This window comes from Mycobacterium sp. GA-2829 (assembly GCF_001499965.1).
Lineage (GTDB): Bacteria > Actinomycetota > Actinomycetes > Mycobacteriales > Mycobacteriaceae > Mycobacterium.
In genome coordinates, this window is the sequence record NZ_LQIT01000004.1 from 146,020 (window position 1) to 161,131 (window position 15,112).

Below are 15,112 nucleotides of genomic sequence, written 5' to 3' on the forward strand. Positions count from 1 at the left end.
ACCCACTTGGCAGAAAGCAGGCTGATGTCCACAACTCAACCCACCTCCAGCGCCCGAAGTGGCGGTGACGATCCCCTTCATTCGCTCGCCGAACAATCCGACGCCGCGCATCTGCACGCTCTGGGCTACCAGTCGGAGTTCAAGCGGGACATGAGCCCGTGGGCGAACTTCTCGCTCGGCTTCACCTACCTGTCGCCCGTCGTCGGCATCTACACGCTGTTCGCGTTCGCGCTGGCCACCGGCGGACCGCCGATGATCTGGAGCCTGCTGATCGTCGGCGTCGGGCAGCTGCTCGTGGCGCTGGTGTTCTCCGAGATCGTGGCGCAGTACCCGGTGGCCGGCGGGGTGTACCCGTGGGCCCGACGGCTGTGGGGCCGCCGGTACGCGTGGATGACCGGGTGGGTGTATCTGGCGGCGCTGCTGGTGACGATCGCGTCGGTGACCTACGGGGCCGGGCCGTTCATCGCCGCCGCGTTCGGTATCGAGGCCACGGTCAACAACGTCATTGTGTTCTCGCTGGTGCTGCTCGCGCTGGCCACCGTCATCAACTTCATGGGTACGAAAGTGCTTGCCAAAGCGGCGATCATCGGCTTCACCGCCGAGATCATCGGTGCGCTCGTCGTGGGCGGCTGGCTGCTGATCGCGCACCGTGAGCAGAACTTCGGCGTCATCTTCGACAGCTTCGGCGCCGGCGGCGACGGCAACTACATGTGGGCGTTCGCCGCGGCCGCGCTGATCGGCCTGTACCAGTACTACGGGTTCGAGGCCTGCGGTGATGTCGCCGAGGAGGTGCCCGATCCGGGCCGCCTGATTCCCAAGGCCATGCGCCGCACCATCTACATCGGCGGTGCCGCAGCCACTTTCGTGTGCCTGTCGCTCGTGCTTGCCGTTGCTGACATCCCCGCCGTGATCGCCGGGGAGGACACCGATCCGGTCAGCACCGTGCTCGCCGAGGCGTTCGGCCCGGTCGGCTCGAAGATCATCCTGGTGATCGTGCTGCTGTCGTTCCTGTCGTGCGCGATGAGCCTGCAGGCCGCCGCGAGCCGTCTGGCGTACTCTTACGGCCGCGACGAGATGATCATGGGCCATGCGCTGCTCAAGAAGTTCTCGGCCACCCGCCACGTCCCGCCGTACGCGCTGCTGCTGGCCGCCGCGGTGCCCGCGGTGATCATCATCGGGTCGAAGTTCTCCACCGACGCGATCACCAAGATCATCAGCTTCGCCGCGCTCGGGATCTACATCGGCTTCCAGATGGTCGTGCTGGCCGCGCTGCGGGCCCGCCTGAAGGGCTGGGTGCCCAGCGGCAAGTACAGCCTCGGCAAGTGGGGCGTGCCGGTGAACGTCGCCGCACTGGTCTACGGTGTGATCGCGATGGTCAACATGGCGTGGCCCCGCACCCCGGACGCGCCGTGGTACGACAACTGGATCGTCCCGCTGTCGGCCGCCGTCGTCATCGGAGTCGGCCTGCTGTACATGACAATTCATCCGCTGCACGGTAAGAGCACCGCGCCGTACGCCGACGCCATCCCCACCTCGAAGTAGAAGAAGGACACACGTGACCGCCACGCAACCGCCATACCGGACACTGAACCCCGCCACGGGTGAGGTGCTCGCGACGTTCGACACCACCACCGACGCCGACATCCCCGCCGCGCTCGCCACGGCCGATCAGGCCTACCGCGCCTGGAGTGAGGAACCGCTGCAGACGCGGACGGAGGTGGTGCGCAACGTCGGGCGGTTGCTGCGGGAGCGCGCGACCGAACTCGGTGAGCTGGCGCGTCTGGAGATGGGCAAGAAGCTCGACGAGGCCGTCGGCGAGGTGGAGTTCTCGGCGTCGATCTTCGAGTTCTACGCCGATCAGGGCGCGACGCTGCTGACCGATCAGCCCATCCCGACGTTCGACGGTGGCACGGCGATGGTTCGCCGCCGTCCGGTCGGGGTGCTGCTGGGCGTGATGCCGTGGAACTTCCCCTTCTACCAGGTGGCCCGCTTCGCGGCGCCGAACCTGGTGCTGGGCAACGCTCTTCTGCTCAAGCACGCGGAGTCGGTGCCGCAGTGCGCGTTGGCGATCGCCGACGTGCTGCGCGACGCCGGTGTGCCCGCGGGTGTGTACACGAACCTGTTCGCGACGTTCGATCAGGTGGAGACGATGATCGAGGACCGGCGCGTGCAGGGTGTGTCGGTGACAGGGTCGGAGCGCGCGGGCGCCGCGGTGGCGGCGACAGCCGGGCGGGCGCTGAAGAAGTGCCTGCTGGAGCTCGGCGGGTCGGATCCGTTCATCGTGCTGGACGGCGACGCCGGTGAATTGGCGCGCACCGCTTGGGATTTCCGCACGTACAACATGGGTCAGGCGTGCAACTCGAACAAGCGGATGATCGTGCTCGACGGGGTGTATGACGACTTCGTCGCCGAGTTGACGAAGCTGGCCGCCGATCTCGGGCCCGACGACGTCGCGCCGCTGTCCTCGCGGGCGGCAGCGGAGACGGTCGCCGGGCAGGTCGCGGACGCGGTGGAGAAGGGCGCGACGCTGCACGCCGGTGGGGTCCTCGCCGACGGTCCGGCGGCGTTCTACACCCCGGCGGTGCTGACTGGGATCACGCCCGAGATGCGGGCCTATACCGAGGAGCTGTTCGGCCCGGTCGCGGTGGTGTACAAGGTGCGCGACGAGGACGAGGCTGTGGCGCTGGCGAATTCGTCGGCGTTCGGGCTGGGCGCATCGGTGTTCAGCACCGATGTCGCGCGCGCGGAGAAGGTGGCGCAGCGGCTCGAGGCGGGGATGGTCAACGTGAACACCCCGGCCGGAGAAGGCCCGGACATCCCGTTCGGCGGTGTGAAGCGGTCGGGCTTCGGGCGCGAGCTGGGTGCGCTGGGTATCGACGAGTTCGTGAACAAGCAGGTGTACGTCGTCGCGGAGTGAGAGGCGCCCTACACCCAGACGGCCGGTGTGAATGCGCCATCCCGTAGAACCAGGAAGCTGACGGAGAGATCATGCCTCGGGTCAAGCCTCACCGGGTGCTGACGCGGCAAAGGTCGTCAACATCATTGCAATATGGGTGAGGTCGCGATCGCGGGTCGCCACGTCGTTCACGAATTCCTCGGCGCGGTCGACATCGAAGTCTTCGGCAAGCTGAAAGCCATTGATATGGAGAAAGGTCCACGCCGAAGCCCAGGCGGTGCGCTTGTTCCCATCAACGAGGGCGTGATTGCGGGCCAGCGACTGCAACAACGCGGCGGCTTTCTCCCACACCTGCGGGTACGCATCGACTCCGAACACGGTCGCCTTGGGTCGGGCCACGGCGGCATCGAGCAAGCCGTAGTCACGCACCGTTAATTCCGCGCCGAAGGCGACAGAGCCGGCGGTCAGAACGTCATCGCGGTCGAGGTAGTCCGTCACGCCAGACGACGGTTGAGCTCAGCGGAGCGCTCGGCCACCACGCGTGCCGCCTCTGCCACTCTGCGTTTGTGCATGCTCGCGCGTTGCATGACCGCGGCGTGGACGAATTTCTTCAGGGACACATCGTCCTGCTTCGCCGCAGCCCGGATCTGCTCCATCTCGGCGTCATCGAAGTCCACGTTGAGCGAAGGCACACAACAAGGCTACCTGTTTAGGTACCGAAACAGGTACTAGATGAGTCGACACCTCAGAGGTTCGCCTCGGGGCACGCTCGAGGTTGCGCGCAATCAGTTTCGCCGTGCCGACCCTCCGGCACATTCAACCGTCGCGCCAGGTCCGGCCCACCCACCTCACGGATGAAGTCCGGATCACCGCACACGACGAGCTGATCGCGCGCCCGGGACAACCCGACATAGAGCCGTTCCCGCGAGCGTTCGAACTTGCCCTCCTCGTTGACCACCAGGACCACACACCGGCGCTCGAGGCCCTTGAACCCGAGCACGTGCCCGTAGAACACCTGATCGGCATCCCAGAACGAATCCCAGTACGCTTTGTGCCCTTCCTTCTGCCGCTCCGCCTGTTCCGGATGGCGGCTACCCGTCGTGAGCAACGCGAGATCCTCGGGCCGCCAACCCTGTTCGAGCAGCGCGTCGATCTGGTCATCACCGGCATCCAGCGCGTCCGCACGGTCACACGCCACGAACGTGACCGCCGGGCCCTCCCCGCCGAGGAACCGCATCGGGTGGTCCACCAGCGGTTGGAACGCATTGGCGATCTGCCGCGTGTTGCGCAGATTGTGGTTGAGAATCAGCGGGACGAGCGGAACCGGCGGTGACCCAACACGATTGAACACCCGCTGCCCCTCGTCGCTGAACACATACAGCCCGCCCTCGACCGGATCCCGCAGCGCGGCGAGCAGCGGATCCCACCACGCGTCGGCGAAGTCCTGCGCCTCGTCGACAACGATCGAATCGAAGCGGTGCCCCGGCTCCAATCCCTCGGCGAGCGACGCCATCTGCAGCGGCAGATCGTGCTCCCAGAACTGCACCGTCTCCTCGGTGCGCAACGCCTCGTCGGGCCCCTCCGGCGCACCCCACCGCACCCCGAGCGCGTGGAACTCCCCCACATACGCCGGCCGCTGCCGACGCGGCCACGTCTCGGCGATCCGCTCCAGATACGACGCCAGCCCGTGCGAATAGCAGACCAGCGCCACCCGCTCCCCGCGCTGCGCCAACCGGCGCGCCTGCTCCATGGCCAGGAACGTCTTCCCGCTGCCCGCTCCCCCGCGCACCTCCACGCGGTTCAGCAGGCGGATCGCGTCCAGCACGATCGCCTGGTGCTCGGTCAGCGCGTCGGCGGCGTCCTCGTTGGCCAGCGCGCGGGCCACGACGTCGCGCTGCGGCAGCCCGCGCCCCGACAGCGCCGTGTTCAGCTGGTCGATTCCGTCCTTGGTGAGCAGCGGCCGGTCGAGCTCCTGACGCACCAGCACATACCGCAGCCGCTCGACCAGCTTCGGCAGCTCCGTGCGGTCGACGACCTTCCACCGCGGACAGTCCGGCAACCCGAAATCGTCGGGCAGCTCCACGTTGGGCAGCACGATGACGTGATCCCACCGCAGCCGGCCCTGCGTCCACCGCGGGTCCTTCTCGACGAAGTCGCGCAGCGCGTAGCAGGCCTCGCGCGCCTGGCGGACGGGTTCGATGGTGAACTGCCGTCCGCCGCGGATCTGCCGCCACCCGACGCCGTCGTGCCAGACCTCACCGCCCTTGACCTCGATGCACACGATGCCCGCGCCCTCGATGGCGACGACGAAGTCGACCTCGTGGTCCTTGAGGTGGTCGGTGACGCGCTGGCCCGGCACGACGAGGTCGTTGGGCTCGAGCTGGTCGATCAGCGCCGCATAGGTGCTGCGTTCGGAACTCTTGAGGCGGGGATGCTCGTCGGGCGTGATCGACACAGGCCTCCCCCTCGCGCGGTTTCGCTGTGGATGCTAGGCGAGCACCTGCGCTATTCGTCGGCCATCGCGTAGACGCGTCCGCGGGACGGCAGCTCGATGTCGTGCTCGTCGTAGGCGCGCAGGATCTCGCGGCGCAGTCGACGCTGCACCGACCACTGCGCGTTCGGGCGGGTCTTGATCGTCATCCGCAGCGTCAACAGGTCCGGGGACAGCTCCTGCACACCGAGCATGTCGGGTTCGCCGAGCACCTTGGCCTTGAGCGCCGGATCCTCAAGGGCCTCCTCGGCCGCCTCGACGGCCACCTTCTCGGCCTTGGGGACGTCGGCGGTCAGCGCGACGGGCATCTCGATGCGGGCGACGGCGTAGTCCTGACTCATGTTGCCGACGCGGGCGATCTCGCCGTTGCGGACGTACCAGAGGGTGCCGTCGATGTCGCGGACCGTGGTGACGCGCAGGCCGACGCTCTCCACCTCGCCGACGGCTTCGCCGAGGTCGACGGTGTCCCCGACGCCGTACTGGTCCTCGAGCAGCATGAACACTCCGGTGACGAAATCGCGGACCAGGTTCTGCGCACCGAAGCCGATGGCGAGACCGACGACGCCGGCCGAGGCGATGAACGGGGCGATGTTCACGCCGAGCACGTTCAGGATCGCCAGCACGACCCAGATGAGCATGACGATGGACACGGTCGATTTCAGTACCGAGCCGATGGTCTGGGCGCGCTGCTGCCGGCGTTCGGCGGTCTTGGCGGCCACGCCTGACGGCGCGCGATCACGCAGGTGGCGGAGCAGCGGCGGCTTCTTGGACTCGACGGTCGTGTCGTGGGATTTGCCTCGCCGCCCGGTGACGGCACGGTCGATCATCCGGTGGAGCAGGTAGCGGACGATCAGCGCGACGACGACGTAGGCGACAACCCGGATGGGGACTTCGATCAGCCAGTGTTTGTTGGTTTCTGTCCATTCGAAAGCGAGGTTGTGAACATCCATGATCACGCCCTCATACCCACAAAGCCCGTTGCCTATTGAGCAACACGGTCGCGACAGCGAAACACCGCGGTCCGGGCGCGGACTTCCAGGTTGGAGGCATAGCGTGTAGTGCCGGATGGCCGCGCGACCCGCCGGCCCGGTGCGCGACCGAGAGGAAGCCGAGTGACCGTCGACACGCCCGCCACGCCCACGCTGCGGGAACTGACCGTCCGGGGAATCCTGCTCGGCGGGGTGATCACGCTGGTGTTCACCGCCGCCAACGTCTACCTGGGTCTGAAGGTCGGATTGACGTTTGCGACAGCGATCCCGGCCGCGGTGATCTCAATGGCGATCCTGCGCAACTTCGCCAACCACTCCATCGTCGAGAACAACATCGTGCAGACGGTGGCGTCGGCGGCGGGCACGCTGTCGGCGATCATCTTCGTGCTGCCCGGCCTGATCATGATCGGCTACTGGACGGGCTTCCCGTACTGGATCACGGTCGCGGTGTGCGCGGTCGGCGGCATCCTCGGCGTGATGTATTCGATCCCGCTGCGTCGGGCGCTGGTGACCGGGTCGGATCTGCCCTATCCCGAGGGCGTGGCGGCCGCCGAGGTGCTCAAGGTCGGCGAGCGCACCGAGGGCGCCGCCGACAACCGCATCGGCCTGCGGATCATCACGCTCGGGGCGCTGGTGTCGGCCGGGTTCGCGCTGCTGGCCAACCTCAAGGTGCTGGCGAATTCGATCTCGACGTATTTCCGGGTGGGCGCGGGCGGCTCGATGTTCGGGGCCAGCCTGTCGCTGGCGTTGATCGGCGTGGGTCACCTGGTCGGGATGGCCGTCGGGTTCGCGATGCTCGTCGGAATGGTCATCTCGATCGGGATCATCCTGCCGATCCGCACCATCGGGGACTTCGCCTCAGGCGAGGCCGTTTCCGACGTCGTCTCCACCGCGTTCGCCAGCGAGGTGCGGTTCGTCGGCGCCGGGGCGATCGCGGTGGGCGCGGTGTGGACGCTGCTGAAGATCCTGCGCCCGATCGTCAAGGGCATCACCGACGCGCTGAAGTCGGCCCGCGACCGGCGGCAGGGGCAGCTGGTCGACATCACCCAGCGCGACATCCCGTTCCCCATCGTGGTGGCGACGATCGTGGTGATGCTGCTGCCGATTGCGGTGCTGCTGTGGGACTTCAGCCGCGGCACGGTGCTGCAGGGCAGTTCGGCGGGGATCATCGTGGCGAGCCTGGTGTTCGTGTTCGTCATCGGGTTGGTGATCGCGGCGGTGTGCGGGTACATGGCCGGGCTGATCGGGTCGTCGAACAGCCCGATCTCCGGCGTGGGCATTCTGACGGTGCTGATCGCCGCGCTGCTGATCAAGCTCGTGTTCGGGCCGACGAACGACGATCAGGCCACGGCGTTGGTGGCGTTCACGTTGTTCGCGGCGGCGATCACGTTCGGGGTGGCGACCATCTCGAATGACAATCTGCAGGACTTGAAGACGGGTCAGCTGGTCGGGGCGACGCCGTGGAAACAGCAGGTGGCGTTGATCATTGGTGTGTTGTTCGGGTCGGCGATCATCCCGCCGGTGCTCGAGTTGATGCAGACGGCGTTCGGGTTCCTCGGCGCGCCCGGTGCGTCGGAGAACGCGTTGGCGGCGCCGCAGGCGGCGTTGATCTCGTCGCTGGCCAAGGGGGTGTTCGGCGGGTCGTTGGACTGGGGGCTGATCGGGCTGGGCGCCGCGATCGGTGTCGGAGTGGTCCTGGTCGACGAGGTCCTGCATCGCACCACACGGTTTGCGTTGCCGCCGTTGGCCGTTGGTATGGGCATGTACCTGCCGATGAGCCTGATCCTGGTGATCGCGGTGGGCGCGGTGATCGGGTATTTCTACAACCGGTGGGCGCAACGCAGCGGCGGGGATGTGGAGCGCAAGAAGCGGCTCGGGGTGCTGCTGGCGACCGGGCTGATCGTGGGTGAGAGCCTCTACGGCGTCATCTTCGCCGGGTTCGTCGCGGGGACCGGCAACGAGGACCCGTTCGCGATCTTCACCGGCAACGACGGGAACCTCGCGTCGATCATCGGGCTCGTCGGGTTCGCGGCGGTCATTTTCTGGATGTACAAGCGGACACAGACCATTTCGAGTCGGGACGTGGTGAAGGACTGACTCAGACGATCGCCTCAGCCGACGGCCAGGCACGTGCCAACCTCTGATCCGTGGTCAACAACTTCAGACCAGCGGTATCTGCCAACTCGACGTAAAGCGCATCGGCCAGTCGTAGCGTGTCGCGGCGCGCCCATGCTCCGACCACCAGCGGCGTGAGATCGTGCCGGGTCACCGGCGCGCGCCGGAGTTCGTCGAGCGCGGCATCGACCTGCGCGACGGTGAGCGCACCGCCGCGCTGCAGCCGTCCAAGCGCCGACAGCACCTCGGCATCGAAGTGGGCCGGCGCGTGCATCACCGTCCGCGCCAGCCGCTTTCGCACCGCCGAGTACCGATCGCCTGCGCGGGCGAGGAGGTCGACCATGGCACTCGCGTCGATGACCACCTGCTTCCGGGGCGCCGATGGCGCGCTCATGTCCCCAGTTCTTCGCGGGCGGCGTCGAGGGCGGCCAACACGTCGTCATGCCGCGCACCTGTGCTCCTGGCGTCCAAGCTCTCGAGCCACGTGTCGGTCGCGGCATACTCCAGTTCTGCGCGAATGGCGGCTTGCGTCAGCGCCGAGATGTTCAGTCCGCGCGCTCTGGCCTGCTCGGCTAAGTCATCGGGCACATACACGTTCAGCCGAGCCATACACACAATGTACACACATCTTCATTGGTCGGTCATTCCGCGCGGGTCACGCCGCGTAGCCGTTCCTACACACCAATTGCCGAATCCACCCTGCCGATGTTTGCCTCCCCAGGAGGACCGGCAACTTAACACTGGAAGCGCGACCGAACAGCGGCGATGAAGACTTGGCGGGCGACGCGGAAGGGCGACGATGACGGACGGCGAGGTCACCACACCAGCGGACGGGACGGACAACCTGCCCGCGACCGCCGAACCTGGCCCCGGCGAGGTGGTGGTGTCCACGCAGCCCGAAGGGCTCCTGGTCGGCGGTGACCCCGAGGCCGTCGAGTCCTACCTGCAGCGACTCACCGAGAGCGCCGGGTACGCCGTCCAGGTCGTCGGGCTCGACAAGGCGTCCCTCGGCAATGCCACCGGCCTGGCCGCCAGTGCGGCGTCCATCCTCGGACAGTCCGCGAAATTCGTGCAGTTGCACCCCGACAGCGTCAAGGCGATCAACGCCGAGCGGCTCGTCCCCGGGACACACGGGTTCAACCGGATGATGACGCGCGGCCCGGACGGGAAGTTCCTTCGCCAACTGCAGTGGCGGGAGACCAACGTCAACCCGGCCAAGCTCATGTCGGCGCAGATGCTCGCCGTGCAGATCGCCCTCAAGACAGCGATCAGCGAGGTCGAGGACGCCGTCCAGCGCGTCGAGAACAAGGTCGAGGAAGTCCTGCGCCTCGCGCAGGCCACCCGCTCGGGTGATGTCCTCGGCGACCGCCTGTCGATCGACCGCATGGTCAATTACCTCGACACGCACGGGTCGTTCTCGGACACCGACTGGGATTGGATCTCGAGTGTCGGGCCGGGCCTGAACCGGACGGTCGAGCAGTTGCGTCAGCACGCCCTCGCTACGCTCAAGACCTTCGACCCCTCCCGACCGATCCAGGACCGCGCCGAATTCGTCGTCAACGCGGTCGAGAACCAGCAGCTGGGCGAGACGCTGAGCCTGCTCGTCGTCGCCGAGGAGTCGCTGTTCCAGTGGCAGCGGCTGCGCATCGCGCGCGTGGAAGCTACTGAGCCGCAACACCTTCAGAAAGTGCTCGACGACGCGCGCGAGCTGCTCGCCCACCAGATGGCCGCCGACGGCGAGCTGTACCGGCGGGCGCAGACCGTGCTCGACGCCGTCGCGAGAACCGAGGCGATCGACGGGTTCCGCTTCTGGTCCGTCCAGGGCCTGACCCGCGACCTGCCCAAGCTGCGCGAGGATCTCGACCGCTTCGCCCACGCCCGTCGCGCGCAAGCCTTGGAATGGTCGGAGATCAACGCACCCACCCCGAAGGAGGCCCTGCAGGCCGCCGCCGACAAGGCCTCCGTCGCGGCGACGCAGGCACTCGAAGCCGCCACCGAAGGCTACACCGCGGTCAGCAGCTTCCTGTCGAAAACGACGCGGGAGGGTTCGAAGTTGTTCGGCAAGAGGCGATCTCGCGACCGGGCGGACGAGGAGTAGACCGCCGTCACGGCACGCTGCCGTGCCGGCACTGCACCGGCATCGGCGGAGCGTCGCCGAGCAGCGTCCCCAGCGGCGCCAGCTCGCCGCCGTCGCGCAGGGCGACGACCGGCGGTAGCGACAGCCGCACCTCCACGATCACCGACCCCTCACCCGGCGCCGTCCGGCATCCGAACGCCACCCGCTCCCCCGCTCCCGTACCGAACGCCTCGTCGACGCGGTTGCGGAGAGCGCTCAACGTCACCCGGCCACCGGCCGCCTCCCGCAGCACCGGGTCGAGGACGGTGCGCGCCTCACCGGTCAGCGTCGCCGCATCGCCGAAGTAGGTGTCCGGCGCGACGCCCGCGCACGTGCCGTGGGTGTACCACTCGTGGTGCATCAGCGATGCGGTGTCAACGGTGGTCGAGCCCAGTTGGGCACGGAGGTCGTCAGACACCTGTACCGGTGGCAGCGCGGACTCGCGGTCGCGGAACTGTTGCGGCACACCGCAATACTGGCGGTCGCGCGGCTGCGGCCACAGACCGTGCAGGACCAGGGTCTGTCCCGCCCTGGTGACCTCGTCGGATTCGCACGCCGCGTTCTCCGGTTCGGCGGTGCAGAAGCTGGGCGCCCAGGTGAGCACCAGCCAGCTGGACGCGGCGTCGTCGGACACCAGCGCGGACGGATTCGGCGTCTTGTCGAGGGCGGTGATGCTGTAGGTGACGGCGGCGACGACGATCGCGGCCAGCGCCGCGGAAATCGACAATACGGCTACGTCGCCTCGCCGCATGGTGCACCCTTTCACCAGGGAGAGCAGCCATCACCGCGCTGCACGGCAACAGCGTCTCACAACGATGCGCCGGCGTTGCGTGATCGCCGACGAAAGGTGCTGCGCACGTGTGGACGTGGCCGGGTACCTCGCGGTGAACGACATCGACCGCTGGTTCGAGCGCACCGGCCGCCGCCGGCACCGCACGGTGTCCCTGTACGGCTGCCTGCTGACCGGCAGGATGTTCGAGTACTTCCGCTACCGCCTGCGCTACGCGCTGATCGTCGACGGCGCGACGTTCGTCGTCCACGTCGCCGAGTTCCTGATCATCCTCACCAGTCTCGGCGGGCTCGCGGCGTTCACGGTGATGATCCTGCGGGTCGGCAGTTTCATCGTCAGCGGCGCCTGGTGGGGTCTGCTCGAGGTGATGCGCGAACGCCTCCGCGGACTCTCGCTGACCCGCGACCGCGACGCCGTCGAGCGTGAGATCAGCAGCTGGCTGGTGTTGTCGCTGATCGCGGCGACGGCGGTGGCGGTCGCCGGTGCGGCGGTGGCGTTGTCGCTGCTGCCCTCCACCGACGATCCGCTCGGACTGCTGTACGCGCTGCTGGTGGTCCTCGAGCTCGCGCTGCGAATGCCGGTGCGGGTCTTGCATTCCGGCATGTATGCCACCCGACGGATCTACCGGCCACTGTGGACGCTGTTCGCGCCGACCGCGGTGCAGATGGTGGTCATCGGCGCCGGGGTGTTCTTCTACCCCGCCGCCGCGGTGGTCCTCGCGATCATCGTCTCCAACGCGCTGTCGATCGGGATCACCATCCACTTCGCCCTGCGCCTCTACCGCCTCAACGGCGTCTCGCCGCGTCTCCGGACGGCGCGGTCACTGCGGGATCGTCTGCCGCGCATCCCGATTCGCCAGGGCTTCGACGCCACGGTGGCCGGACTGGGCCTGCGGCTCGACGCGATCGCCGTCCTCGCGATCGCCGGGATCTACGGCACCAGCACCCGGTCCTTCGACCTGACCGCCGGGTTCGAAGCGTGGCGCGACATCGACGCCTTCCAGTTCTTCTACCTGGTGCTGCCGCTGTTGCGCGGCGCCTACGAGGCCACGGCGGTGTTCTACTTCGATTTCGTTCGGCTGCGGCGCATTCCGGCGCTGCGCGAGTACCGGGTGTGGTTCTTCCACCGACTGCTGATCGTCACGCCGGTGGTCACTTTGTACTTCTGGGGACTCGCCGTGATGCTGGGCCTGTTCGTGCTGCCCGGCATCCCGTTCACGTTCCTGCTCGCGCTGCTGCCGTTGTTCATCGTGCGCAGCTTCATCGGCACCTATCAGGTCCGGTTGTTCGCCGAGGGGCAGTTCCGCGCGCTGAACCTCACCATCGCGTTCTCGGCGGTGTTGTTCGCGTTGGTGTGGATCGACGCGAACCCGGCCTCGGATCTCGTCGAGCTCACCGCGGCGATGCTCACGCTGCTGATCGTGCACATCAACCTGCAGCACCTGCGCGACCGCATCCCGCCCTCGCCCAGCCAGTTGCCGCTCGGGGACTGGATCCGGGCGCTGGCCGCCGAGCCGGGGCCGGTGCGTGCCGGGACGATCACCGTGCCGGAGTGGATCCCGCAGCGGCAGCGCGCCGCCGCGATCGACTTGATGCGTTCTTCGTTGGCGAGCAACGGATGTCTGGCGTTCTGTTCGGCGACGACGCTGGTGTTCTACACGCGCAGGGACCTCGCGCGTGAGCCGCATCTCGAGGTGCAGACCGCCACCGGCGGCGCGGCCAATCGTGCTCAGTACTGGCGGGATCCGGCCCCGGACGGGCGTGCAGCGCTGGACCGCATCATGGCCGCGCAGTGGCTCACTCCGATTGCCGGTGTGCCACGAGAGCCGCAGAGCCCGGAATGCCTGGCGCCGGAGTTTCTCGCGTTGTTTCCCGACGGGGTGGTGGCCGACCTGAACACCCGCGCGGGCACGCAGGCCATGCGCACGCTCGACGAGGACCTGGTGCCCGCAATCCTGCCAGCGGCCATGAAGAGCCTCGACGACGACGCGTTGGTGGTGTCGGTGGCGGGGCGGTGGCTATCGCCCATTTTCCACGACAATAAGGTGCGGATGATCTTCCTGCTGCCGCCGCATCCCGAGCCGGCGCGGTTCCAGCGCTGGCTGCGGACGCTGCGGGCGTGGCGGCTCGGGCACTGGGAGCGGGAGGTCGCCGTCCATGGCGCTTGAACCGGTGGACATCGACGCATGCCTCATTGACCCGGCGACCTATGAGTCGACCATCCTGCGGATCTACGCCAAGCGCAACGAGCGCGGGATGGGATTCCACGACATCGCCGACGGCGTCACGTATTTCGACGCGGCGGCCGACCGCAAGACATTGTCCCGCGCTATCGCTGCGAGCATCGCCGAGGGCAGCTATGAGCCGCAGCCGGTCGACCTGTGGTTCCTGGAGCGGGGCGGCAAGCGCCGCGCCGCGCACATGCCGGGGTTCGTCGATCACATCGTGGGGTCGGCGTTGTTCAAGTTGTTGTCGCACAACGCCCGCTGCTACGGCCTACCGGGTGTGTACTCGTATCTGCCGGGGGTGACGAACGTCGGCGCGATGCGGGCGTTCGCGGCGTTCATCCGCGCCCACCGGGAGCGGGTGGGCCCGAGGGGTGGGCCGCTGTATGTGTTGCAGTCTGATTTCGAGAAGTACGGCGACAATCTGCCGGTCGGGCCGGGCGCTGTGTTGTGGAAGACCCTGCGGGAGGTGGCGTCGCTCGGGAGCGCGCGCGGTGAAATCAGCGGTGGTGCTTGGGATCTGATCACTACGCTGATCCGGCCGGTGGTGCGTGACGAGGACGGTACCGAGTTCACCCGCCTGAACGGGGTTGCGATGGGGACGCCGCTGGTGCCGGTGCTCGGTAATCTGGCGGTAGTGCCGATGGACCGGGCCATCACCGACATCGACGGGGTGTTCTACGCCCGCTACAACGACGACTTCATGGTCGCCCATGGGGATCTCGCGGTGCTCCACGAGGTGGATGCCCGGATCGACGGGCTGGTCGCGGAGTTGGGTGTCAAGCGGAAGATGAGTAAGGAGTTGCGGACGGCGCTGTCGGTGCACGGCCGGCCGTGTGAGGTTGATCCGGCGTACCGGGGCCGGGACCGGATCGACTGTCTGGGCATGTCGGTCACGGCTGCGGGGACGGTGACGTTGGGCCCGTATCGGTTGCGCCGGTTCGTGGCTCGGATTGCGGCGCGGATCGACGCCGCGGCGCCGACGTTGTCGGGGATGACGGTGCGGGAGCGGGCGGGTCATCTGGTGGCGGCGACGAATGTGATGCTCGATGTGTCTAGCCCGTTCGCGGTGGCGGGGGTGTCGGCGCTGCTCGACACGGTGACGGACCGTGGGTCGCTGAAGGATTTGGATTACCGGATCGCGCGGAAGATTGCGCAGGCGGCGACGGGAGCGCCGGGAGTGCGTGGGTTCCGGCAGTTGCCGCCGGAGGTGTTGTATCGGGAGATGGGTCTGGTGTCGTTGGTGGCGTTACGGTATGCGCGGTGATCTTGCGAACGTGCCAGTGGCGCGGTTAGGTTGTGGTAGGCGCGGATCCCGCACGTGTGCGGTCACTGCGAGAGGCCACAGAGGTTGCGGCTTTCGGTCTCTCTTTTTCGGCGTTTTTTCCCGCGCCTCTTGCTTGGTGTGCGCGCGCTAGGTGTACCCGGCAGGGACGTTGTTGACGGTTTGGCTGTGAGAAGGGAGGACCTCCGGGCTTAGTGGAGATGTCT

Annotated in this window: 13 protein-coding genes; 6 read left to right on the top strand and 7 right to left on the bottom strand. The window is 67.6% G+C overall.

Going from position 1 to position 15,112, the window contains the following annotated elements; all coding sequences use genetic code 11:
• Positions 1-24: 24 nt before the first annotated feature.
• Complete coding sequence (locus tag AU194_RS04180) at positions 25-1,542, top strand: APC family permease (protein WP_059087966.1); 1,518 nt, start codon at positions 25-27, stop codon at positions 1,540-1,542.
• 13 nt (positions 1,543-1,555) lie between these two features.
• Positions 1,556-2,917, top strand: a complete 1,362-nt coding sequence (locus AU194_RS04185) for an NAD-dependent succinate-semialdehyde dehydrogenase (protein ID WP_059087967.1) — start codon at positions 1,556-1,558, stop codon at positions 2,915-2,917.
• 81 nt (positions 2,918-2,998) lie between these two features.
• On the opposite strand, the gene AU194_RS04190 is transcribed toward AU194_RS04185, so the two are convergent.
• From AU194_RS04190 to AU194_RS04205, 4 genes are read right to left on the bottom strand one after another with little or no spacing between them, the layout of a single operon-like run.
• A complete protein-coding gene (locus tag AU194_RS04190; RefSeq protein WP_059087968.1) occupies positions 2,999-3,394 on the bottom strand; it encodes a type II toxin-antitoxin system death-on-curing family toxin in 396 nt (131 codons plus the stop codon).
• Positions 3,391-3,588, bottom strand: a complete 198-nt coding sequence (locus tag AU194_RS04195; RefSeq protein WP_157575887.1) for an antitoxin Phd — start codon at positions 3,586-3,588, stop codon at positions 3,391-3,393. The genes AU194_RS04190 and AU194_RS04195 overlap by 4 nt, the downstream gene beginning before the upstream one ends.
• 53 nt (positions 3,589-3,641) lie before the next feature.
• Positions 3,642-5,351 (bottom strand): nuclease-related domain-containing DEAD/DEAH box helicase, encoded by a 1,710-nt coding sequence (locus AU194_RS04200; RefSeq protein ID WP_059087969.1) that lies wholly within the window; start codon positions 5,349-5,351, stop codon positions 3,642-3,644.
• A gap of 50 nt (positions 5,352-5,401) precedes the next feature.
• Positions 5,402-6,337, bottom strand: coding sequence for a mechanosensitive ion channel family protein (locus AU194_RS04205; RefSeq protein ID WP_059087989.1), 936 nt, complete (start codon positions 6,335-6,337; stop codon positions 5,402-5,404).
• Positions 6,338-6,499: 162 nt separating this feature from the next.
• Here AU194_RS04205 and AU194_RS04210 point away from each other — a divergent pair, with 162 nt between their 5' ends.
• Positions 6,500-8,473: an OPT family oligopeptide transporter gene (locus AU194_RS04210; RefSeq protein ID WP_059087970.1), complete on the top strand. Its 1,974-nt coding sequence runs from the start codon at positions 6,500-6,502 to the stop codon at positions 8,471-8,473.
• A gap of 1 nt (position 8,474) precedes the next feature.
• On the opposite strand, the gene AU194_RS04215 is transcribed toward AU194_RS04210, so the two are convergent.
• Together AU194_RS04215 and AU194_RS04220 are read right to left on the bottom strand one after the other, a co-directional pair.
• Entirely contained in the window at positions 8,475-8,885 is a 411-nt protein-coding gene (locus tag AU194_RS04215; protein WP_059087971.1) for a type II toxin-antitoxin system VapC family toxin, read from the bottom strand.
• Positions 8,882-9,100, bottom strand: a complete 219-nt coding sequence (locus tag AU194_RS04220) for a type II toxin-antitoxin system CcdA family antitoxin (RefSeq protein ID WP_059087972.1) — start codon at positions 9,098-9,100, stop codon at positions 8,882-8,884. Before AU194_RS04220 ends, AU194_RS04215 begins: the two co-directional genes overlap by 4 nt.
• Positions 9,101-9,290: 190 nt before the next feature.
• On the opposite strand from AU194_RS04220, the gene AU194_RS04225 reads away from it, so the two are divergent.
• Entirely contained in the window at positions 9,291-10,589 is a 1,299-nt protein-coding gene (locus AU194_RS04225) for a hypothetical protein (protein ID WP_157575888.1), read from the top strand.
• A 7-nt stretch (positions 10,590-10,596) separates the two neighbouring features.
• Here the strand turns inward: AU194_RS04225 and AU194_RS04230 are convergent, their stop codons facing one another.
• Positions 10,597-11,358, bottom strand: coding sequence for a ribonuclease T(2) (locus tag AU194_RS04230; RefSeq protein ID WP_059087973.1), 762 nt, complete (start codon positions 11,356-11,358; stop codon positions 10,597-10,599).
• Positions 11,359-11,467: 109 nt separating this feature from the next.
• On the opposite strand from AU194_RS04230, the gene AU194_RS04235 reads away from it, so the two are divergent.
• Positions 11,468-13,564 (top strand): hypothetical protein, encoded by a 2,097-nt coding sequence (locus tag AU194_RS04235; RefSeq protein WP_231743157.1) that lies wholly within the window; start codon positions 11,468-11,470, stop codon positions 13,562-13,564.
• A complete protein-coding gene (locus tag AU194_RS04240) occupies positions 13,554-14,888 on the top strand; it encodes a hypothetical protein (RefSeq protein ID WP_059087974.1) in 1,335 nt (444 codons plus the stop codon). Before AU194_RS04235 ends, AU194_RS04240 begins: the two co-directional genes overlap by 11 nt.
• The last annotated feature ends 224 nt before the right edge of the window (positions 14,889-15,112 follow it).

Coding starts and splice junctions, on each gene's coding strand:
- AU194_RS04180 (WP_059087966.1), top strand. CDS start 25: ATGTCCACAACTCAACCCACCTCCAGCGCCCGAAGTGGCGGTGACGAT.
- AU194_RS04205 (WP_059087989.1), bottom strand. CDS start 6,337: ATGGATGTTCACAACCTCGCTTTCGAATGGACAGAAACCAACAAACAC.
- AU194_RS04215 (WP_059087971.1), bottom strand. CDS start 8,885: ATGAGCGCGCCATCGGCGCCCCGGAAGCAGGTGGTCATCGACGCGAGT.
- AU194_RS04220 (WP_059087972.1), bottom strand. CDS start 9,100: ATGGCTCGGCTGAACGTGTATGTGCCCGATGACTTAGCCGAGCAGGCC.
- AU194_RS04225 (WP_157575888.1), top strand. CDS start 9,291: ATGACGGACGGCGAGGTCACCACACCAGCGGACGGGACGGACAACCTG.
- AU194_RS04230 (WP_059087973.1), bottom strand. CDS start 11,358: ATGCGGCGAGGCGACGTAGCCGTATTGTCGATTTCCGCGGCGCTGGCC.
- AU194_RS04240 (WP_059087974.1), top strand. CDS start 13,554: ATGGCGCTTGAACCGGTGGACATCGACGCATGCCTCATTGACCCGGCG.